Raw genomic sequence first — 20,139 nt, forward strand, 5'->3', positions numbered from 1 at the left:
CCCCCGCAAGCGGGAGTTGCCCCCACTGCATCGTTGTCCCGCAAGGCATTACCGCACCGTCATCTTCTCGATCGGCTTGACGGGCTCGGGCACGTGGACCACCCGCTGCACGAAGACACCCGGGGTGTGCACCGCTGCGGGGTCGACCTCTCCCGGCTCGACGAGGTGTTCCACCTCGGCGATCGTGATCTTGCCGGCCTGCGCGCAGTCCGGGTTGAAGTTGGCGGCCGCCCGGCGGTAGACGAGGTTGCCATGCCGGTCGCCCTTCCAGGCGTGCACCAGGGCGAAATCCGTTCGGATCGCGCGTTCGAGAACGTAGGTGACGCCGTCGAACTCGCGGGTCTCCTTGGGCGGCGACAAGACCGCCACCGCGCCCGACGCGTCGTAGCGCCACGGCAGCCCACCGTCGGCGACGGCGGTCCCCACCCCCGCCGCGGTGTAGAAGGCCGGGATTCCCATTCCGCCGGCGCGCAGCCGCTCGGCCAGCGTGCCCTGCGGGGTGAGCTCCACTTCGAGCTCGCCGCCCAGGAACTGGCGGGCGAACTCCCTGTTGTCTCCGACATAGGAGGCGACGGCCCGGCGAATTCGCTTGTGCTCCAAGAGGTGGACCAACCCGACACCGTTTCCGCCGCAGTTGTTGGATACCGTCTCCAGGTCACGCACCCCGGTGGCCACCAGCGCGACGATCAACGCCTCGGGGATGCCACAGAACCCGAAGCCTCCGACCGCCAGGGACGACCCGTCGGTTATGTCGGCAACCGCTTCGGCGGCCGTCGCCACCACCTTGTCCATCGCCGCAGCAGCCTCCTTGCCGTCGGGCGGTGTTTTGAGTTAATGCTCATTAACTCGCCGCTGAGAATACCATCGCCCGTCCCACCGGTCCAGGGACGAGGCCGCCGCGCCGCGGCGGCCGGTTACAGCAGGTTAATCGTGAATAACTCGTGTTAAGTTAGTGACGATTAACCAACTGGACGGGGGTTTGTCATGACAACGCTCACCGCCGACGGCCAGCCCGGCCCCGCGGATGCCCCGAAACGTCGCAGCCAGTTGAAATCCGATCGGCGGCTGCAGCTGCTGTCGGCCGCCGAGCGGCTGTTCGCCGAGCGCGGCTTCCTGGCCGTCCGGCTGGAAGACATCGGCGCCGCGGCCGGCGTCAGCGGACCCGCGATTTACCGCCACTTCCCCAACAAGGAGTCGCTGCTGGTCGAATTGCTGGTGGGCATCAGCGCGCGGCTGCTCGCCGGCGCCCGCGACGTGCGGGCCCGCCACGCCGACGCGGCCGCGGCCCTGGATGGATTGATCGACTTTCATCTCGACTTCGCGCTGGGCGAACCGGACCTGATCCGCATCCAGGACCGCGACCTCGCGCACCTCCCCGAGTCCGCCGAAAAGCAGGTCCGCAAAGCGCAACGCCAATACGTCGAGGTGTGGGTCGGCGTGCTGCGGGAGCTGAACCCCCACCTGGCCGAGGCCGATGCCCGGCTGACCGCCCATGCGGTGTTCGGGCTGCTGAACTCGACGCCGCACAGCATGAAATCCCCCGACACCTCGCGCAGCAAGCCCGCTCGCGCCGCGCGGTCCCGCGCCGTCATGCGGGCAATGACGGTCGCCGCGCTCACGGCCGGCAACGAGTGCCCCTGAGTCCCCGCTGTGAGGTGATTCGCCGTTCGGCCGCCCGGCGCAGGTACTCTGCAATCCATGAGGTGGACATGAACGATTCACGTCCCACCGACCGGTTCAGTACCTCCGCGCCAGGATCGGCCCCGGGGGGTCCGTGGTACCCGCCACCCGCCGACCCGGCATACGCCGATCAGGCGCCCTACGTGCCCTCCTATGGCGGGCAGGCTCCGCCCTGGGCACCCACCATGAACGACACCAACACGACCAGACAGCTGCCGGCGTACTGGCAGCACGAGCTGCCGACGTCGGGCCAGCTACCGCAGGGCTCGGCTCCCCCGCCACCCGGAGGCCCCAAACCACCCCCGCGATGGCTATGGATCCTCGCCGGCGCGGCCGTGCTCCTGGTGGTAGCCCTGGTCATCGCCCTGGTGCTGGTGAACGACGCCATCAAGACTCAGACCGCCGTCCCACCGTTGCCCGCCATGCCGGAGACCACTCCGACCATGCCGAGCCCCTCGACCCGCACTTCCCAGCCGCGCATCCCGGCCCCGGTGCCGCCGACCGGCGGCTCGCCGACGCCCACGGAGTCGCCCGGCCCGGCGGCGATGCAGGACATCGTCTACAGCGTGGCCGGCGACGGCCGCGCAATCAGCATCATGTACATCGACACCGGCGGCCTCATCCAAACCGAATTCAACGTCGCGCTGCCCTGGAGTAAAGAGGTCAGCCTGGCCAAGACGGCCGCGCACCCGGCCAACGTGACCATCGTCAACATCGGTCACAACGTCACCTGCTCGGTCACCGTCGACGGCGTCCAGATGAGCAAGCGCGTCGGCGTGGGCCTGACGATCTGCGACGCCAGGGGCTAAGCGCCTACGACAATTCGGCCGCGAGGGCGCCGCGCGCCGGAACGCGAACCGCCAGCATGGCGAGCAGCCCGGCGATCAGCACCAGCGAGATGCCGCCGAGACCGGCGCGCACGGCGCCGAATATGTCCACGAATACGGAGAACAGCCACGGCGCGACGAACGCCACCGCCCGCCCGGTCATCGTGTACAGGCCGAACGCGACACCTTCCCGGCCGTGCTTGGCCATCTGCAGCAGCAGGGCGCGCGAGGACGACTGCGACGGCCCGATGAACATGCACAGCAGCAGCCCGCAGATCCAGAAGGCGACCGAACCGGACAGCAGCATCAGGGTGAGTCCAAGCACGACGATCGCGGCCAGTGACCCGACGATGACGGGTTTCGACCCGATCCGGTGATCGACGAACCCACCCAACACCGCTCCCACCGCAGCCACCACGCTGGCCACGACACCGAAGACGAGCACGTCGCCCTGCGAGATGCCGTACACGTTGACGCCGAGCACGGCACCGAAGGCGAAGATCGCTGCCAGCCCGTCCCGGAAGAGCGCGCTCGCGAACAGGAAGTAGACCAGGTTGCGGTCGCGCCGCCATTCGGCGGAGACCTCGGTCCACAGCTTGCGGTAGCCGCCGAGCATGCTCGTCGGCTCGTGCACCTCCGCCGAGTCGGGAAGCCGGTGCGCGACGAAAAGCAGTGGCAGAGCAAAGATCGCCAGCCACGCCGCGGCGACCAGCATCGCCTCCCGGACGTAGAGGCCGTCATGCAGTGGCGCCCGCAGCAGGCCACGCGTCGCATCCGGCCCGGAACCCTTCCCCGAAATGAATCCGGTGTAGACCACCAGCAGGAGCAGGACGCTGCCGACGTAGCCGGCCGCCCACCCCAATCCGGAGATCCGACCGGCGGTCTGCGGCGTCGAAAGTTGGCGCAGCATGGCGTTATACGGAACGCTGGCCAGGTCGCCGCAGGCCGCCGTTGCGCCCATCAGCACCAGCCCGGCCCACAGGTAGCCGGGGCGGTCGTGGATGAAGAACATCGCGCACGTCAGCGCGACGGCCAAGGCGGTCAAGACGCCGAGGGCCACCCGCCTGCGATGCGGGGACTCCACCCAGACACCGACGGCCGGCGCCAGCAGCGCGACCGTCAACCCGGCGATGGCCGCGGCGCGCCCCAACCAACTCGCCGGGGTGGTGCCGCCGGAGATGCCCACTCCCACGCTGCTGGTCAGGTACACAGAAAAGACGAAGGTCGCCACGATCGCGTTCAGGCCGGTGGAGCCGCAGTCCCACAGCGCCCATGCCAGCACCCGGGATGGCACGGGCGTGAGCGAACGCGACGACGGCTGGCCCATGCCCGGCACTCTATTTGTTTGGCAGCCGACCCGCCGCGCCCGGCTTCGCCGCGCTCGCGATCGCTGCGGGTTTGTTTGGCAGCCGACCCGCCGCGCCCGGCTTCGCCGCGGCGGCTGTCTACGATTGGCTCATGCCGATCCCCGCTCCCAACCCGGACGCGCGCGCCGTCGTTACCGGGGCTTCGCAAAACATCGGTGAAGCCCTGGCCACCGAACTGGCCGCGCGCGGCCACAGCCTGATCGTCACCGCCCGGCGCGAAGACCTGCTCAACGCGCTGGCGGCCCGCCTGAGCGACAAGTACCGCGTCGCGGTCGACGTGCGACCCGCCGACCTGGCCGATCCCGGGGAACGGGCGAAACTGTGCGACGAACTGGCCGCCCGGCCCATCTCAATCCTGTGCGCCAATGCGGGTACGGCGACCTTCGGCCCCGTGGCGACGCTGGACCCTGCGGTCGAAAAGGCCCAGCTGCAACTGAATGTGCTGGGCGTGCATGACCTTACGCTGGCGGTGCTGCCCGGCATGGTCGAACGCAGGGCCGGCGGCATCCTGATTTCCGGCTCCGCAGCGGGCAATTCGCCGATTCCCTACAACGCGACCTATGCGGCCACCAAGGCGTTCGCGAACACCTTCAGCGAATCGCTGCGCGGCGAACTGCGCCACTCGGGCGTGCACGTCACCCTGCTGGCGCCGGGGCCGGTGCGCACCGACCTTCCCGACGACGCCGAACGGTCGCTGGTCGAACGGCTGGTGCCGGACTTCCTGTGGATCTCCACCGAGCACACTGCCCAGCTGTCGCTGGATGCGTTGGCGCGCAACAAGATGCGAGTCGTCCCGGGCCTGACGTCCAAGGCGATGTCGGTGGCCAGCGGATACGCCCCCCGCGCTATCGTCGCGCCGATCGTGGGCAGCTTCTACAAGAAGCTCGGCGGCGGCTAGCCGCTATTTGCGGCGCCGGCGGCCGGTGCCGAGCAAGTTCCTCGTGATTTCGCGTATCGCCGTGTTGATGCCGCTTTTCACGGTGGGGTTGTTCAGCACTTCTTCCCACATCGCGGGCCCCTGCGGCTCCGCAGGTTGTGGCATCGGCGGAGGCGGCTCGTTCGGCGGAACCGGCGGATAGTCGGACCGGGCCTGCGGCGGCTGGGCTTGCCTACCCGGCGCGTCGGCCTCGGGTTGGGCCGGTCGTTCGACCGTACGGCCGTATTTCTGCTGCAGTGGACTGTCTTTCGCGGCTTGCGCGATCGCGTCGGTACCGATCGAGGCCATCAGCGAGCGCGGCACCCGCATGCGGGTCCACGCGACGGGCGTGGGTGCGCCCTTCTCAGACAGCACCGTGACGACGGCCTCCCCGATGCCCAGCGACGTCAACGCCGATTCCAGGTCGTAGACATCGGTTTTCGGATACGTCCGCACCGTCTTGCTCAACGCCTGCTGATCGTCGGGGGTGAATGCCCGCAGAGCGTGCTGGATTCGGGCACCCAGCTGGGAGAGCACGTCATTGGGCAGGTCAGTGGGTAACTGCGTGCAGAAGAACACCCCCACGCCCTTGGAACGAATCAGCTTGACGGTTTGCTCGACCTGCTCGAGGAACGCTTTCGACGCGTCGGCGAACAACAGGTGCGCCTCGTCGAAGAAGAAGACCAGCTTCGGCTTGTCGACGTCACCGACTTCGGGCAGCACCGTGAACAAATCGGCGAGCACCCACATCAGGAACGTGGAGAAGATGACCGGACGCAATGACTGACCGCTGAACTCGAGCAGGGAAATGATGCCGCGCCCCGCGTTGTCGACGCGCAGCAGATCCTGCGGATCGAGCTTGGGCTCGCCGAAGAACGTATCGCCGCCCTCGGCAGCGAGATTCACCAGCGCACGCAGAATGACGCCGGCCGTCGTCGGCGACACCCCGCCCAGGTCTTTCAGGTCGGCCTTGCCCTCGTCGCCGGCCAGGTGGCCGATGACGCCGCGCAGATCCTCCAGGGTGACCAGCGGGCGCCTGGCCTGCTTGGCCCAGTGGAAGATCAAACCCAGCGTTGATTCCTGAGTGGCATTGAGCCCCAATACTTTCGACAGCAGAACCGGACCAAAGCTGGCGACGGTCGCGCGTACCGGTACACCCACTCCCCCGGTGCCCAGCGACAAGAACTCGACCGGGAACCCGGTCGCCGCCCAGTCGTCGCCGGTGTCGTTGGCGCGCGCGGCGGTCTTGTCGGTGGCCTCGCCCGGCCGCGCCAGACCCGACAGGTCGCCCTTGACGTCGGCCATCATCACCGCAACCCCCGCCGCGCTGAGTTGTTCGGCGATCAGTTGCAGCGTCTTGGTCTTGCCGGTTCCGGTGGCACCGGCCACCAGACCGTGCCTGTTGATCGTGGCCAGCGGGATGCGTATCTGGGCCGTCGGGTCGGCCACCCCGTCGACGACGACGGTGCCCAATTCGAGTGCCTTCCCGTCGACGGCGTAGCCGTTCGCGATCCGGCGCGCGGGCGTCTCCGCCGATTCGGTGCTCATCGTGCTGCGCCCCCGTTCCAGTGGTTCGGCATGCGGTCCGGCAACGCTCACACTACTTCTCCGGCGGAGTCGGGGGCGACGGACGGCGTCGACGCCGCGTGGGCCTACTCTGAGCGCTGTGCGTGACGAATTGGTGTGGATCGACTGCGAGATGACCGGGCTGGACCTCGGCTCGGACAAGTTGATCGAGATCGCGGCCCTGGTCACCGACGCCGATTTGAACGTTTTGGGCGACGGTGTCGACGTGGTGATTCACGCCGACGACGCGTCCCTGTCGTCGATGATCGACGTCGTCACCGAAATGCACACGCGTTCAGGGTTGATCGACGAGGTGAGGGCGTCCACCGTCGACCTGGCGACCGCTGAGGCCATGGTGCTCGATTACGTCGGCAAGCACGTCAAGCAACCCAAGACGGCGCCGCTGGCGGGCAATTCCATCGCCACCGATCGCGCGTTCATCGCCCGCGACATGCCTGCGCTGGACTCGTTCCTGCACTACCGGATGATCGATGTGAGCTCGATCAAGGAGCTCTGCCGGCGCTGGTATCCGCGCATCTACTTCGGTCAGCCGGTCAAGGGGCTCACGCACCGGGCCCTGGCCGACATTCACGAATCCATTCGCGAGCTGCGCTTCTACCGCCGTACCGCCTTCGTCGCGCCGCCGGGGCCCTCTACCAGCGAGATCGAGACCGTCGTCGCCGATCTGGACGGCGACGGCGGCGCCCCGGACGAAATCGATTCGGCCCCCGAGCCACCGACCGGCTAGTATCGACGTCGCCGCTCGATGGCCTCGAGGCCGCCGGCGGCAATGGTGGCTGTAGTTCAGTTGGTAGAGCACCAGGTTGTGATCCTGGGTGTCGCGGGTTCGAGTCCCGTCAGCCACCCCAATCGGCGGGACGGCGCATGCCGCTTCCCGACCGCCCGGCAGGAGGTCGACTGACCGCGCGTCAGGTGTTGGCGTTGCCCGCTTTCCATTGCGGCCAGGGGATGTTCCAGTCGCCCAATCCCTCGGTGCCCGGCAGCGTCGGCCCCACGGTGTTGATCACCTCGACGATGTCGCCGCTCTTGCTGTGGTCGTAGAACCACTCGGCGTTGCTGGGGCTCACGTTCAGGCACCCGTGGCTGGTGTTGGTGTGGCCCTGGGCGCCGACCGACCACGGCGCGGAGTGCACGAAGACGCCGCTGTAGGACATCTGGGTGGCCCAGTCGACTTCGGTGCGATATCCGTTGGGCGAGTTGACCGGAACGCCGTAGGTCGACGAATCCATGATGATGTGCTTGAACCGGCCGCCGACGATGTAGAACCCGTTGTCGGTCGGTGTGCTGTCCTTGCCCATCGACGTCGGCATCGTCTTGACCACTTCGCCGTTGACGCGCACGGTCACCGTCTTGGTGGTGTCGTCGGCCGTCGAAATGACCTCGTCGCCAATGGTGAAGCGCGTCTTGACGCTGTCCTCGCCGAACATTCCGTCACCGAGGTCCACGCCGTAGGTGTTGACCGCCACATCGACGGCCGTTCCCGATTTCCAGAAATGCTCTGGGCGCCAGCGCACTTCGCGGTTGTTGAGCCAGTAGAACGCACCCTCGACGGGCGGGTTGGTGGTGATGGTGATGGCTTTCTGCGCCGCGGCGCGGTCCGCGATGTTCTCGTCGAACCGGATCGCCACCGGCTGGCCGACGCCGACAACCTCGCCGTCACCCGGGTAGACGTAGGGCATGGTCAGGTGGGCGGGGGAACTGGTCTGGAAGGTCATCTGCCGATTCGCCGCGCCACCCATGCCCAGCGCTTTGACGCTCAAGGTGTAACGCCTGTTGTAGCCGAGCTGCTCGGTGGTCGACCAGCGCAATCCGTCGGGGCTGAGCTGCCCGCTGATCGACTTGCCGTTCTCGTTGACCATGGTGACCGACGCCAGGACCCCGTCGGCCACGCTTACCGTCACGGGTGCATCCACGGTGACGCCGACGGCGCCGTCGGTCACCGAGGAGGTGAGTTTGGGGACGAGCAGATCGGCAAACGGAGTGCCTTTGTCGAAGATGACCTTCGCCGGTGCGGCGGTGTGGCCGCCGCCGCAGGCAACGCCGAACACAGCAAGCGAAGCGATCGCGGCAGCCAGCCACAACCGTCGTTTGCGCAAAGGCGTCATCGAGTGACCTTCCATGAATCTCGATGTAGTTGGTCACCGCTGACCAGAAACAGTGCATGCATTGTAATGGGTTTTTGGGCGCTTACATGCCGACCTCGGCCGCTCCGCGATCAGGTGTTTCGGGGAGCGCGGTCAGGCCGGTTGGCCGGCCGGGTGGCGGAGTTCCGCCTCCACCCGATCGCGGGTCGTGACGGCCTCGACACGGGCGAGCTTGACGATCGCGGCCGCCACCACCACAACGGCCACCGCCAAGGCGACCGTCCCGGCCCGACCCGCCTCCAGCGTCTCGTCGAGCACGACGACACCCAGCACGGCCCCGACGACCGGCTGCGACACCTGTAGCGCGGGCATCGACGCGGTCAGGGGCCCGGCCCGGAACGCCGACTGGCTCCACACCACACCGCCCACGATGACCAGGATCGCGGCGTAGAACTCCGGGGTCCGGATCACCGCCCATCCGCCATCGCCGAGGCGGGCGGCGACCTCCTTGGCAAGCACCGCGCCGCGTTGATCCCCGCGACGCCAGCCAGCATGTCGGCGACTTGGCGCGCCGACGCCGACCGGGGCAGCACGCGCTCGTCGGGAAAGCCCCACTTCACTCCGAGGAAGGGAACCCCCAGCAACAGCAGGAACGCCACGACGCTCAGGCCGACCGGCAGCGCGTGGCGCAAGACGAACCTGGTCGACCGGTACCAGAACTGCTCCTCGAGCGGCCTGTGCGCGTGATCGCGGAACGACCGCTGCCCGTGCAGGATGCGATGCAGCAGCGGACGGGCGTCCAGCGCGTCCAGCCGGGGTCCCAGCAGCGCGATCGCCGCGGGGGTGACCACGACCGCCGCCACCGCCACGAGGACCGCGGTGGCCACGATGGTGTAGGCCGACGATTTCAGGAAGTACATCGGGAACACCGCCATCACGGCCATCGACAGTCCGACGGTGGTCGCCGAGAACAGCACGGTCCGGCCGGCGGTCGCCATGGTCCGCACCAGCGCCCGCTCCCGGTCGCCGGTGCGGGCCAGCTCCTCGCGGTAGCGGCTGATGATCAGCAGGTTGTAGTCGATCGCCAGGGCAAGCCCCATCGCGATGCTCAGGTCCAGCGCGTACGTCGACACGTCGGTCGCGAAACTGATCAGCCGCAACACCGACATCGTGCACACGATGGCGAGCGTGCCGAGCACGATCGGCAGCGCCGCCGCCACCACACCACCCAGCACCCAGACCAGCACCGCGAAGCTCAGCGGGATCGCGATGGACTCCATCACCAGCAGGTCGCGTTCGTTCTGGTCGTTGATCTGGGCATAGGCCACCGCCATGCCCCCGGCGCGCACGGTCACACCGTCGCGGTCATGCACCAGTTCGTCGGTGAGCTGGCTCGCGTATTTCTGGGCGTCGTTCTCCCCACCCTTCAGGCCGGCCACGATCATCCCGGATTTCCGGTCTTTGCTGAGCAGCTGGGCGGCGGCCTGCGGCGGTGACGTCCACGCCGACGACACATTCAACACCCACGGCGACGTTTTCAGGCGGTTAGCGATGTCGGTGCCGACCCGGCGCGCCTGGCCACTTTGGGCACCTGCCGGGGCGCTTACCACGATCAGCATTTGCTGATCGGTTTGGTTGAACTTGTCGCGAAGCACGGTGGTCGCCCGCGCGGACTCCGAGGTCGGGTCCTGAAAGCCGCCGCCCGACAGGCTGTTGATCACTGGCAGCCCGAAGACCGCCGCCCCGACCAGGACCAGGACGGCGATCGCGATGATGCGTCGCGGCGCGGCGATGGCAAGTCGGGTAAGTGCTTGCAGCATCGTTGTCCCTTCATCGCTAGACCCCCGCTGTGCCCTATACCCGCGCCAGCTCGCCTGACCCACATCCACACGGCAGCCGGCGACGTTTGGCAATCCACCACCCGGGTACCGGACGAAGGGGGCACCATCAGTGGGCCATTCGCAGTGCGGGGCTCCGGTTTGGCTGGGCGATAAGCGGATTGGATGAGCGATGAACTCGACGGACAACGCCATCAACATGCGGCATCCAACCGAGGTCGAATTGCAGGCGGTTTACCAGAATCAGGCTCGAACGTTCGGGGACCCGACTGACCCGCCCAGCGTGGAAGCGTGGAAACGTCGCGTCAAGGTCGACGACATCCTGGTCGCCGAGGACGTCTCCTACCCGCAACGGCCCTTTATGGTGGGAACCTCGATCATCTATCCCACCCAGCTGACCGTGCCGGACAGCGAAAGCCTGCGAGCCGCCTGGCTGACGATGATCGCCGTCGCATCAACGCATCAGGGCAAAGGCGTATGGGGACAGCTGAGCGCCCAGGGGCTGGGAATTCTCATCGAGCGGGGTTACCCCATCGTCGTCGGTGTACCGACCCAGACCGCGATGTACGACGGCTTTGGCGCGGGCGTGGCGAGTTACACGCGGAGTTACTCCATTGACCGCCGCTTTGCAAAGCTAAAAGCCGCGCCGGGCGACATCCGAGCGCGCGAGATCAACGCCGCGGAGGCGAAGTCTTACTTGCCCGAGCTCTACGAACGTTGGTGCGCCGCAACGCCGGGAGCCGTAACACGCAGCGACGCTTGGTGGGCCGACCACCTCGAGGACCGGCCGGCGCAGCGGGGCAACGGAACTGCGTTGCACTACACGATCCATCCGGACGGCTACCTGACGTACCGCGTGGTCGGTGGGTCCACTCACGGTTACCGGCCACCGTTGGGCACCGTGGTTGTCGACGACTTCTGCCCCATTACGGGCGAGGCGCACACCGAGTTACTGCAGACGTTATTGGTCCTGGAGATGTTCGACACCGTAGAGATCGACGTGCCGGTCGACGATCCGCTGCCGCTCAAACTCACCGATCTGCGGGCCGCCGAAACCACCGGCGTCAGCGACTTTCTCTGGGTGCGGATCAACGACGTGCCCGAGGTGCTCGGCGCCCGCGCATACGCCGCGGACGCCGAGATCGCACTCGACGTCACCGACCCGCTTGGTCTCGCCGGCGGACGGTTTTTGCTGCAGGCCCGCGACGGTGCAGGCAAGTGCACGCCGCAGGACGGGCCCGCCGATGTCGAGATCGGGCTGGCCGACTTGGCCACGATCTACATGGGCGCGCACAGCGCATCCGAACTCCGCCGAGCGGGCCGGATAACAGAACAGCGGCCGGGTGCGCTTCACGAATTGGATGCCGCTTTCAAGACCGAGCGGGCTCCGTACTGCGGGACGCTGTTCTGAGTGCTCTGCGCTGCAGGCCGATCCGTGACCGCCGAGTCTGAAGCGCCCGCCGACCGGCCGGGTGTCCCTCCCCACCGGGGCCGGTGCAGCTATCCTGGAAGGAATCCGGGATTTCACACCGCGGCAGCACGCCTGTTATTGTCGCGTACGCGGTCTCGGCCGTCGCAAGCGCCGTTAGCTCAGTTGGTAGAGCAGCTGACTCTTAATCAGCGGGTCCGGGGTTCGAAACCCTGACGGCGCACACCCTGTAAACCGATGGTCAGGAAGTTTTCTGACCATCGGTTTTTCCCATACCGGGCACTGTTCGGTGAAGATTCCTCACGATCGGCGAGAGCAATAGCGCATCGACGTGGAGTTCTCGCCGCCTCGAACGGGCTTTCGATCCCGGCGCCGGTCGTACATCCGCGGACCTTACCCCGGCGAACGCCGGTACTGGCAGACGCAGGCCAAGCGGTCCGACCACTTCCAGGCGAACATCACCCGAGCGTTCTTGGTGAAATTCCCTTTCTGGCGTGTGCGAACGCAACCGAACCCTCGCGGTCATCTCTTGACCGGTCGCTACCCCGAACGCCCGATGTGCACATCCGACTTGCGAACTGCGTCTGCGCATTTCGCGCTAGCCCATTCATCGCCGCCGCGCTCGGAAATCGGGATGAGTTCAGCGTCAAGCGAATTCAATCTGACGGCATCCCCATGCATCGTCGCCAATCGGGATTTTGCGGGTCCCCGTCATACACGCTCGCGCAGTTTCGCGGCGGGTTGCCTGTGGTGGTCGGATCGGGGCCGGCTTCTTATTCGCTTCGGCACCCGCCGGCCGCCGTGGCGACTCGCTGACGCGGCTGGATGAGCTGGATGAGTGCAAGCAGCAACTCCAGACCGCCGTCGACGTCTGGCGAAACAGCGATGAGGCGATGGGGCGACGGGAAGCGACAGTGGACTGCGTTGAAGGACGAAGAAGCGTCGTTTCTCGAGCAACTCGGCGATGAGACCGTCTCGGCTGCCGGCGACCGGCTGTCACGACGCAGAGACCCCCGGCAGGGCCCAGCTCAGAGCCAGCGACTTGAGCGCAAAGCTCTTTGAAGGGAACTTGATCTCCGGCACGTACCCGTGCGGCAGCTCGAAGTCGGGGATCTGCTTGAGCCACTCGTCGATGACGATCGTCAGTTCGATGCGCGCCATATGTGAGCCTATGCATCGGTGCGGCCCGCCGCCGAATCCCCAGTGCCGGTGCACCTTTCCGTCCATGACCAAGTCATCGGTCGATATGTCGTCGCTCCCGTCGCGGTTGATGGCGGCGGTGCACAGCCGCACCGGCGTCCCTGGGGGAAGGGTCATGCCCCCCACGGTGACGAAGTCGGTGGTAACCCGCGCCGCTAGCGGGGCCGCCGGCTCGAGTCGGACGATCTCCTCTATGAAGACCTTGACCTGCTCCGGTTCATCGCGAAGCTGTTTGCGCAGCTGCGGTCTGCGGGCCAATTCGAGCAGCGAGAACCCGATCGCGGCGGCCACGGTGTCCAGTCCGGATAGAACCAGCAGGTGGCTCATCCCGAGTAGTTCCAGGTCAGTGAGTTCGCCCGGACCGGTCATCACTTGTGACAGCATGTCCGAGCCTGGGTTCTGCCGGCGTCGCAAGATCGCGTCGGTGAGATAGGCGAAGAGCTCACCGCCCGCAGGCTTGCCGTCCACCCCGGCGTCCTTCCAGGCGATGACGCGATCTCGGTCCTCCAGCGGCAGCCCGTAGAGGTCCATGAACACCTGGTACGGATAGAGCCGCGCGAAATCAGCCATCACCTCACATTCACCGCGGCAGGCGAGGTCGCCGATCATCTCGACGGCATGGCGCTCCATCACCGGCCGGGATTTGGCCAAGGCATGCGGGCTGAAGTGCGGCTGCAGAATCTTTCGGTAGCGCGTGTGCTCAGGGGGGTCGAACCCCGAGGGCAGCACCGGAACCGGGCTGCCGGGAGGTTGAAGTGCCAACTGCGCCGAGAAGAGGTTGGGTTGGCATAGCGCCGCCAGCACGTCTTCTCGACGGGTCAGGTAGTAGGCGCCGTTCATGAACACGACCGGTCCGGAGTCCCGCAACGTCTTCCATCCGAGACCCCGATCAGCTGCCATCGGCAGCGTCGAATGCTCTAACCGCGGTAGGTGAAACTTCCCGGACGAGCCTCCGCCGAACGGACCATCCGGTTGGATGCGCCGTGAACCAAGCTCTTGCGCACGGGAACTCATTGCCATCGCACCCGATGTGCGAGAGCGGGCAGGGGGATGCCTACAAACATGAAATTTCCTCAAGGACGGGAAGGGATCAATGGCATACGCGCGTGGCGTCGCAACTGGCCGAACGGCATGAACCGCTCGGTGAGTGCCTGCAGCGCGCCGAAAGCGCAACATCAAGGCGAGGTGATGGTTCCCCGGGAACCTGCTCAGATAGTGCGGCGCCGGCCCCTCAGCGACGGATGACGCACAGCATGGTCAAGATGTCCCGGGCGGCGGGAGCGACCAGAGGGACCGCCGGGTGGGCGCCGTCCGGCCAATGGCATGGCGCGGCCAACGAAGTCGGCAGCAGGAACCAGCCGGATTGCGGCGATATGGAAGGCCAACTGGCCGGTCGGTCTCGCGTCATCCACATGCTGTGGAACGGTTTTGCGTCCGTCGGTGTGGAGCCCGCCGATCGGCCATGGCTGAGGTGGCTGATGATGTGGTCCGCATCCCGCACCTGGCCGGCATGCGCTTGGCCACTGTGGGTTTCGTGGGTCCACGCCGCCGGCTCCGGGAGTGCGCTCGCCGAGAGCTGCGGACGCAGAGAGGACCCCGCGATTAAGGCGGTGAACAGACTCAGCGCGGCGACGACCGCGACGATGGACTGCCATCGTCGAGTCTCGAGAGCGCTCTCAAGGCCCACAGTGGCAGCACTGTACAAGACGAGACTTGAGCGGTAGCCCACAGATAACTGTGAAAACGATCAAAGTCGGATGGGGGTTGCCGCCTTCATCGAACCGGACGGCCGGGACCGAAACCCAAGCTGGACAGGAGATTTGCGGCGCTTAGCTGCATCTGAACAATGGCGTTTGCCACTGCGCGAGCCGGATTTCATTGCTGGCGAACGACCGCGCCATCGCGATCAGCTTGCCCGGGCTGAAAATTCGAGGCGTTGATGCTGAGACGCCCGATGACGGAGGCGGTGAACCGAGGCCAACGGCCGGGCAACAGGAAACCGGGAAATTGTTGACGTCGTATCCTCACGCGGTAGCTGTTTTTCCAGGTACTTTTTGCTGGCACCGGTTGGCGCAACGGCCCACCGGCGCCCATTGAAACAAGCTGCGTCGAAGGAGCTGCCATGGGGTTCATCCAGCCGAATCTGCCCGTCGTCGACGTTGCCGAATGGAGCAAGCAGAGCCGCGCCGAGCGGATCGTGCCGATGGTGCGCCACATCGCCGAGAACGGGTTCGGCACGCCGCTTGTGATGCACGTGATGTACGGCGTGAAGATCGCTCTGTACATCCTCGGCGGCTGGGTGTTCGGCTGGTGCACGACCGGCATCGGCAGCTTCACGGGCGTCGCCGCGTGGTGGTCGGAACCGATCGTGTTCGAAAAGGCCGTGCTCTACACGATGCTGTTCGAAGTCGTCGGCCTGGGCTGCTGCTTCGGGCCACTGGCCGGCCGGTACTTCCCGCCGATGGGCTCGATCCTGTACTGGTTGCGGCCGGGCACCATCCGGTTGCCACCATGGTCCGATCGGGTGCCGCTGACCCGGGGTAGCGTCCGCAGCCCGATCGACGCGGCGCTCTACGCCGCGCTGCTGGTGTTGCTCGCGATCGCGCTGGTCTCGGACGGAGCCGGCCCAATTCCCGCCCTGCACACCGAGATTGGTGTGCTGGCGCCCTGGCACACCGTCGCGATCCTGGCGGTGCTGGCCGTCGTCGGCCTGCGCGACAAGGTGATCTTCCTGGCCGCTCGCGGCGAGGTCTACGCGCCGTTGGCGCTGGTCTTCCTGTTCGCCGGGGCGGACTGCATCATCGGGGCCAAGGTGGTCTTCATGGTGATCTGGCTGGGGGCGGCCACCTCGAAACTCAACAGGCACTTTCCGTTCGTGATCTCGACAATGTTGGCGAACAACCCGTTCATCCCGTCCGGGCCGCTCAAACGGTCGATGTTCAAGCGTTATCCCGACGACCTGCGCCCCAGCGCGCTGGCGGGTTTCATCGCCCACTTCTCCACCGCCGTGGAAGGCCTGGTGCCGCTGGCGCTGCTGTTCTCCCACGGCGGCTGGCCAACGGCAATCGCCGCGTTCGTGATGATCGTCTTCCACCTGAACATCCTGCTGGCCTTCCCGATGGGGGTGCCCCTGGAGTGGAACGTGTTCATGATCTTCGGGGTCTTGTCGCTGTTCGTCGCGCATGCCCGCCTCGGATTGTCCGATCTGGCCAACCCGTTGCCGGTCGTAATCCTGTTCGCGGTCATCGCCGGGATCGTCGTCGTCGGAAACCTCTACCCGCGCAAGGTGTCCTTCCTGCCGGGCATGCGGTACTACGCGGGCAACTGGGACACCACGGTGTGGTGCGTCAAGCCCTCGGTCGACGAGAAGTTCCGCACCGGCTCCCGCGCGCTCGGTCCGATGCAACACCTGCAGCTCGAGCGCCTCTACGGCTCCAAAGAGGCGACCCTGGTCCCCCTTCACCTCGCGATGGCGTTCCGCGGGATGAACACCCACGGCCGCGCGCTGTTCACCCTGGTGCACCGCGCGCTGGCCGGCTACGACGAGGACGACTACAACCTGTGCGAAGGCGAGGTCCTGTGCTCGATGGTGCTCGGGTGGAACTTCGGCGACGGGCACATGCACAACGAATCCCTCATCGAGGCGCTACAGCAGCGCTGCGATTTTCAGCCCGGCGACGTGCGGGTGGTCATTCTGGACGCCCAGCCGATCCACATCCAGCGCCAGGAGTACCGGCTCGTCGACGCCGCGACCGGCGAATTCGAGCGCGGCTATGTCGACGTCGACGACATGGTCACGTCGCAGCCCTGGGCCGACGACATTCCGGTGCACGTCCAGAGCGGCACGGGCGCCGGCATGACGTGACGCGTCAGCGGTTGCGCACCCGGTGCACCACCACAACGACCACGAGGACGCCGACGCCGGCCAGGGTCACCGTCACCGCGGGCTTCTTGACGAAGTCCACCACCTTCGCCTTGAGGTCGTCGGCCAGGCGGCGCGGGTTGGCGCGCACGGCGAGCGAGTCGACGGTGGCCGCCAGCTGGTCACGGGCGACATCGATATCCCGCTTGATCGCCTCGGGGTCCCGGTCCGCCACGTGTCTGTCCTCCCAGTCGGCCTCATACACCTGACGCACTACCCTAGATCAGCTGGCGATAACCCCAACGCTCCGGTGAACAGAAAGGGGCCCGAATTGGCCGAGACCACGCGGCTTGCGCCGGGCGACACAGCGCCCTCCTTCCGCCTGCCCGACGCCGAAGGCAACACGGTGTCGCTGGCCGATTACCAGGGGCGTCGCGTCATCGTGTACTTCTACCCGGCGGCGTCCACACCGGGCTGCACCAAACAGGCCTGCGATTTCCGCGACAACCTGCACGAACTCGGCGAGGCCGGCCTCGACGTCATCGGCATCTCCCCCGACAAGCCGGAGAAGCTGGCCAAGTTCCGCGACGCCGAAAAGCTGACGTTCCCCCTGCTGTCGGATCCCGACCGCAAGGTCCTGACGGCCTGGGGCGCCTACGGCGAGAAGCAGATGTACGGCAAGACCGTGCGGGGCGTGATCCGCTCGACCTTTGTGGTCGACGAAAAGGGCAAGATCGCCCTCGCGCAGTACAACGTCAAGGCTGCACATACGACAACAAAGATTCAGCAAATCATTGCCCAGCTAGGAACATCTGCCGAGTGAATCCACGGGCTAAGGGGAGCGTTTCCACCACTGCCGTGCCGACCCGCAAGCGCGTTATTCTGACCATTCGACATTGAAGTCACCCAACTGACCCTCCGGAGGAAGTTGGTGCTCCCGCCGATGACGAAGAGGGATGACTCATGAGTATGGCGTACCTGGCGCAACCGGAGCAGCAGCAGCAACTGGAATGGCTCGACGGCGGCACACTGGCAATCTTGCTCGACGGCGCGGCCACAGCTGGCCAGTTGATGATCGGGCGCTTCGATGTGAGCGAAGGCGAAGCTCCGCCGTACCACAAACATACGCGGGAAGACGAAGTGTTCATGTTGATAAAAGGAACCGCGTTGGTCTGGGTAGACGACCAGGAGACGGAGTTGTCGGAAGGCGGGATTGTGTTCTTGCCCAAGAACATTCCACACGCCTATCGCATCACGTCGAAGACAGCAGATCTACTGATGATCAACACACCGGCAGGAATTGAAGGAATGTTCCGCTACTCCGGCCGGGACAAGGCGATGCCACGTCCGGAAGGTTTTGAAATTTCGCCCTCGCGTTTGGTTGAGGGAGCGGATAAGTTCGGACAGGTCATTCTTGGCCCCCCGCGCTGACCGTACACTCACGGCGATCGCCGTCGCGCAGTACAACGTCAAGGCCACCGGGCACGTCGCCAAGCTGCGCCGCGACCTGTCGATATAGGCCAACGTCAGGCCAGATTGGCCAGCAGCAGCGCCTCGGCGACAGCGGCACGTTCCAGCACACCCAGGTGCAGGCTCTCGTTGACGCTGTGCGCCTGGGTCCCTGGGTCCTCGACACCGGTCACCAGAATCTTTGCCTGCGGGAACGCGGCGGCGAACTCGGCGATGAACGGGATGGAGCCGCCCATGCCCATGTCGATCGGCTCGGTACCCCAGGCCTGGCGGAACGCCGCCCGCGCGGCGTCGTACACCGGGCCGCTGGCGTCGATGGCGTAGGGCTCGCCGATGTCGCCGCGCGTGACGGTCACCTGCGCGCCCCACGGTGCATGCTCTCGAAGATGCGACGTCAACGCCTCCAGGTGTGCCTCGGCGTCGCCGCCGGGCGCGACCCGCATGCTGATCTTGGCGCGAGCCCGCGGGATCAGTGTGTTCGACGCTTTCTCGATAGGCGTGGTGTCGACGCCGATCACGGTGATCGCGGGTTTGGCCCACAGCCGCTGCGGCGCCGAACCCGAACCGATTTCGGACACCCCGTCCAGCAGCCCGGAGTCGGCACGCACCCGCTCGGGCGGGTAATCCACAGCGGCGGCAGTGCTTTCGTGGAGGCCGGCGACGGCCACGTTGCCGTCGTCGTCGTGCAGGCTGGCCAGTAGCCGCACCAGGACGCTCAGCGCGTCGGGCACCACGCCACCCCAGATTCCGGAGTGCAGCCCGTGGTCGAGCGTGGCGACCTCGACCACGCAGTCGACCAGGCCCCGCAGCGAAACCGTCAGCGCCGGAACGTCGGTGCTCCAGTTATCCGAGTCGGCGATGACGATCACGTCGGCCGCGAGTGCGTCGCGATGGGCTGCCAGCAGTCGGCCCAGTGACGGCGAGCCGGACTCCTCCTCGCCCTCGACGAAGACCGTCACGCCCACCGGCGGTTGGCCGCCGTGCGCCCTGAACGCCGCCAAATGCGTTGCGATGCCGGCCTTGTCGTCGGCGCTGCCGCGTCCGTAGAGTCGCCCACCACGTTCGGTGGGTTCGAAGGGCGGCGACGCCCACTGGCCGACATCGCCCTCGGGCTGCACGTCGTGGTGGGCGTACAGCAGCACGGTCGGCGCGCCCGGGGGCGCGGGATGGTGCGCGATGACCGCCGGGGCGCCGCCCTCGCTGACGATCCGCACGTCGCCGAAACCGGCCTGCGCCAACAGGTCCGCTACCGCCCGTGCGCTGCGGTGCACCTCGTCGCGCCGGCCTGGGTCGGCCCACACCGATTCGATGCGCACCAAGTCCTCCAGGTCGCGGCGCACCGACGGCAGCACGTCGCGGACGCGCTCCACAAGATCACTCATGATCTCGAGGCTAGTCGGCGGGAAGTAGGCGGTCCCGGCGAGCGGGCGCAGAATGCCACCGCCTGCCGGCGTGTCGTGTACAGACACGCACGCTCGCGCCGTCAGGTCGTTTCCAGGATCGCGACGGCGGCCGCGGTGTCCCCTTCGTGCGTCAGCGACACGTGAATCGTGACGTCGGCCAGGTGTTTGGCGATGTCGCCGCTCAGCCGGACCCGGGGCCGCCCCCACATGTCGGTGACCACCTCGATGTCGCGGTGGATGTCCTCCGGCAGCACGGGCCGCTGGGCGAACCGGGACCCCGACCAGGCCTTGATCACCGCCTCCTTGGCCGCCCACCGGGCCGCCAGGTGGCGCGCCGCCGACGAACTCTTGTCCGAGGCGTCGCGGCGCTCGCCCGGTGTGAACGTCTCGGAGAAGACGGTTCCCGGCTGGTCGACCTGCTCGGCGAAATCAGGGATGGAGACGACGTCGATCCCCACACCGACAATTCCCATGGG

At 66.7% G+C, this 20,139-nt stretch carries 17 protein-coding genes, 2 tRNA genes and 3 pseudogenes; 11 read left to right on the forward strand and 11 right to left on the reverse strand.

The features are described 5' to 3' along the window. Nucleotides 1–48: 48 nt before the first annotated feature. The gene (locus tag G6N51_RS10920) at nt 49–792 is read right to left on the reverse strand and encodes a CoA transferase subunit A (protein ID WP_083170441.1); all 744 of its coding nucleotides are present in this window, start codon (nt 790–792) and stop codon (nt 49–51) included. Nucleotides 793–984: 192 nt separating this feature from the next. Between G6N51_RS10920 and G6N51_RS10925 the strand changes: the two genes are divergently transcribed. Both G6N51_RS10925 and G6N51_RS10930 read left to right on the forward strand, forming a co-directional pair. Beyond that, entirely contained in the window at nt 985–1,641 is a 657-nt protein-coding gene (locus G6N51_RS10925) for an SACE_7040 family transcriptional regulator (protein ID WP_142274892.1), read from the forward strand. Nucleotides 1,642–1,703: 62 nt separating this feature from the next. Continuing rightward, nucleotides 1,704–2,489: an MmpS family transport accessory protein gene (locus G6N51_RS10930; protein ID WP_083170440.1), complete on the forward strand. Its 786-nt coding sequence runs from the start codon at nt 1,704–1,706 to the stop codon at nt 2,487–2,489. Between the two features lie 4 nt (nt 2,490–2,493). Here G6N51_RS10930 and G6N51_RS10935 read toward each other — a convergent pair whose 3' ends face one another. Then, the gene (locus tag G6N51_RS10935) at nt 2,494–3,834 is read right to left on the reverse strand and encodes an MFS transporter (RefSeq protein WP_083170439.1); all 1,341 of its coding nucleotides are present in this window, start codon (nt 3,832–3,834) and stop codon (nt 2,494–2,496) included. A 131-nt stretch (nt 3,835–3,965) separates the two neighbouring features. Between G6N51_RS10935 and cmrA the strand changes: the two genes are divergently transcribed. Next, entirely contained in the window at nt 3,966–4,772 is an 807-nt protein-coding gene (cmrA, locus tag G6N51_RS10940; protein WP_083170532.1) for a mycolate reductase, read from the forward strand. A gap of 3 nt (nt 4,773–4,775) precedes the next feature. Here the strand turns inward: cmrA and G6N51_RS10945 are convergent, their stop codons facing one another. After that, nucleotides 4,776–6,338, reverse strand: a complete 1,563-nt coding sequence (locus G6N51_RS10945; RefSeq protein WP_083170438.1) for a helicase HerA-like domain-containing protein — start codon at nt 6,336–6,338, stop codon at nt 4,776–4,778. Nucleotides 6,339–6,456: 118 nt separating this feature from the next. On the opposite strand from G6N51_RS10945, the gene orn reads away from it, so the two are divergent. Together orn and G6N51_RS10955 are read left to right on the forward strand one after the other, a co-directional pair. Next, nucleotides 6,457–7,104, forward strand: coding sequence for an oligoribonuclease (gene orn, locus G6N51_RS10950; protein WP_083170437.1), 648 nt, complete (start codon nt 6,457–6,459; stop codon nt 7,102–7,104). A 45-nt stretch (nt 7,105–7,149) separates the two neighbouring features. Beyond that, nucleotides 7,150–7,225, forward strand: a tRNA-His gene (locus tag G6N51_RS10955). Nucleotides 7,226–7,285: 60 nt separating this feature from the next. On the opposite strand, the gene G6N51_RS10960 is transcribed toward G6N51_RS10955, so the two are convergent. The 3 genes and pseudogenes from G6N51_RS10960 to G6N51_RS10970 form a co-directional block, all read right to left on the reverse strand. Further along, nucleotides 7,286–8,497 carry a L,D-transpeptidase gene (locus G6N51_RS10960; RefSeq protein WP_083170436.1) on the reverse strand — a complete coding sequence of 404 codons (1,212 nt, stop codon included), beginning with the start codon at nt 8,495–8,497 and terminating at the stop codon, nt 7,286–7,288. A 117-nt stretch (nt 8,498–8,614) separates the two neighbouring features. Further along, nucleotides 8,615–8,983 (reverse strand): annotated as a pseudogene (locus G6N51_RS10965) (DMT family transporter); the annotation flags it as partial. A 26-nt stretch (nt 8,984–9,009) separates the two neighbouring features. Beyond that, nucleotides 9,010–10,281 (reverse strand): annotated as a pseudogene (locus G6N51_RS10970) (MMPL family transporter); the annotation flags it as partial. A gap of 190 nt (nt 10,282–10,471) precedes the next feature. Between G6N51_RS10970 and G6N51_RS10975 the strand changes: the two are divergent. After that, nucleotides 10,472–11,710, forward strand: coding sequence for a GNAT family N-acetyltransferase (locus tag G6N51_RS10975; protein WP_083170435.1), 1,239 nt, complete (start codon nt 10,472–10,474; stop codon nt 11,708–11,710). 168 nt (nt 11,711–11,878) lie between these two features. Further along, nucleotides 11,879–11,951, forward strand: a tRNA-Lys gene (locus tag G6N51_RS10980). Between the two features lie 773 nt (nt 11,952–12,724). On the opposite strand, the gene G6N51_RS10985 is transcribed toward G6N51_RS10980, so the two are convergent. Continuing rightward, complete coding sequence (locus G6N51_RS10985) at nt 12,725–13,828, reverse strand: cytochrome P450 (RefSeq protein WP_232078330.1); 1,104 nt, start codon at nt 13,826–13,828, stop codon at nt 12,725–12,727. 975 nt (nt 13,829–14,803) lie between these two features. Further along, entirely contained in the window at nt 14,804–15,061 is a 258-nt protein-coding gene (locus G6N51_RS10990) for a hypothetical protein (RefSeq protein WP_142274890.1), read from the reverse strand. Between G6N51_RS10990 and G6N51_RS10995 the strand changes: the two genes are divergently transcribed. After that, nucleotides 15,051–16,793 (forward strand): DUF3556 domain-containing protein, encoded by a 1,743-nt coding sequence (locus G6N51_RS10995; protein ID WP_083170419.1) that lies wholly within the window; start codon nt 15,051–15,053, stop codon nt 16,791–16,793. The two genes, G6N51_RS10990 and G6N51_RS10995, sit on opposite strands and share 11 nt — an antisense overlap. A gap of 4 nt (nt 16,794–16,797) precedes the next feature. On the opposite strand, the gene G6N51_RS11000 is transcribed toward G6N51_RS10995, so the two are convergent. After that, entirely contained in the window at nt 16,798–17,025 is a 228-nt protein-coding gene (locus G6N51_RS11000) for a DUF3618 domain-containing protein (RefSeq protein WP_083170530.1), read from the reverse strand. 96 nt (nt 17,026–17,121) lie between these two features. Between G6N51_RS11000 and bcp the strand changes: the two genes are divergently transcribed. The 3 genes and pseudogenes from bcp to G6N51_RS11015 form a co-directional block, all read left to right on the forward strand. Then, nucleotides 17,122–17,613 (forward strand): thioredoxin-dependent thiol peroxidase, encoded by a 492-nt coding sequence (bcp, locus tag G6N51_RS11005; RefSeq protein ID WP_083170528.1) that lies wholly within the window; start codon nt 17,122–17,124, stop codon nt 17,611–17,613. 140 nt (nt 17,614–17,753) lie between these two features. Further along, the gene (locus G6N51_RS11010) at nt 17,754–18,221 is read left to right on the forward strand and encodes a cupin domain-containing protein (protein WP_083170417.1); all 468 of its coding nucleotides are present in this window, start codon (nt 17,754–17,756) and stop codon (nt 18,219–18,221) included. A 16-nt stretch (nt 18,222–18,237) separates the two neighbouring features. Continuing rightward, nucleotides 18,238–18,309 (forward strand): annotated as a pseudogene (locus G6N51_RS11015) (peroxiredoxin); the annotation flags it as partial. 7 nt (nt 18,310–18,316) lie between these two features. Here the strand turns inward: G6N51_RS11015 and G6N51_RS11020 are convergent. Next, on the reverse strand, nt 18,317–19,642 hold the full coding sequence (locus tag G6N51_RS11020; protein WP_083170415.1) for a dipeptidase: 1,326 nt from the start codon (nt 19,640–19,642) through the stop codon (nt 18,317–18,319). 101 nt (nt 19,643–19,743) lie between these two features. After that, nucleotides 19,744–20,136, reverse strand: a complete 393-nt coding sequence (gene acpS, locus G6N51_RS11025; RefSeq protein WP_065444533.1) for a holo-ACP synthase AcpS — start codon at nt 20,134–20,136, stop codon at nt 19,744–19,746. Between the last annotated feature and the right edge of the window lie 3 nt (nt 20,137–20,139).

Origin of the sequence: Mycobacterium paraseoulense, from assembly GCF_010731655.1 — a bacterium.
GTDB classification, from domain to species: domain Bacteria; phylum Actinomycetota; class Actinomycetes; order Mycobacteriales; family Mycobacteriaceae; genus Mycobacterium; species Mycobacterium paraseoulense.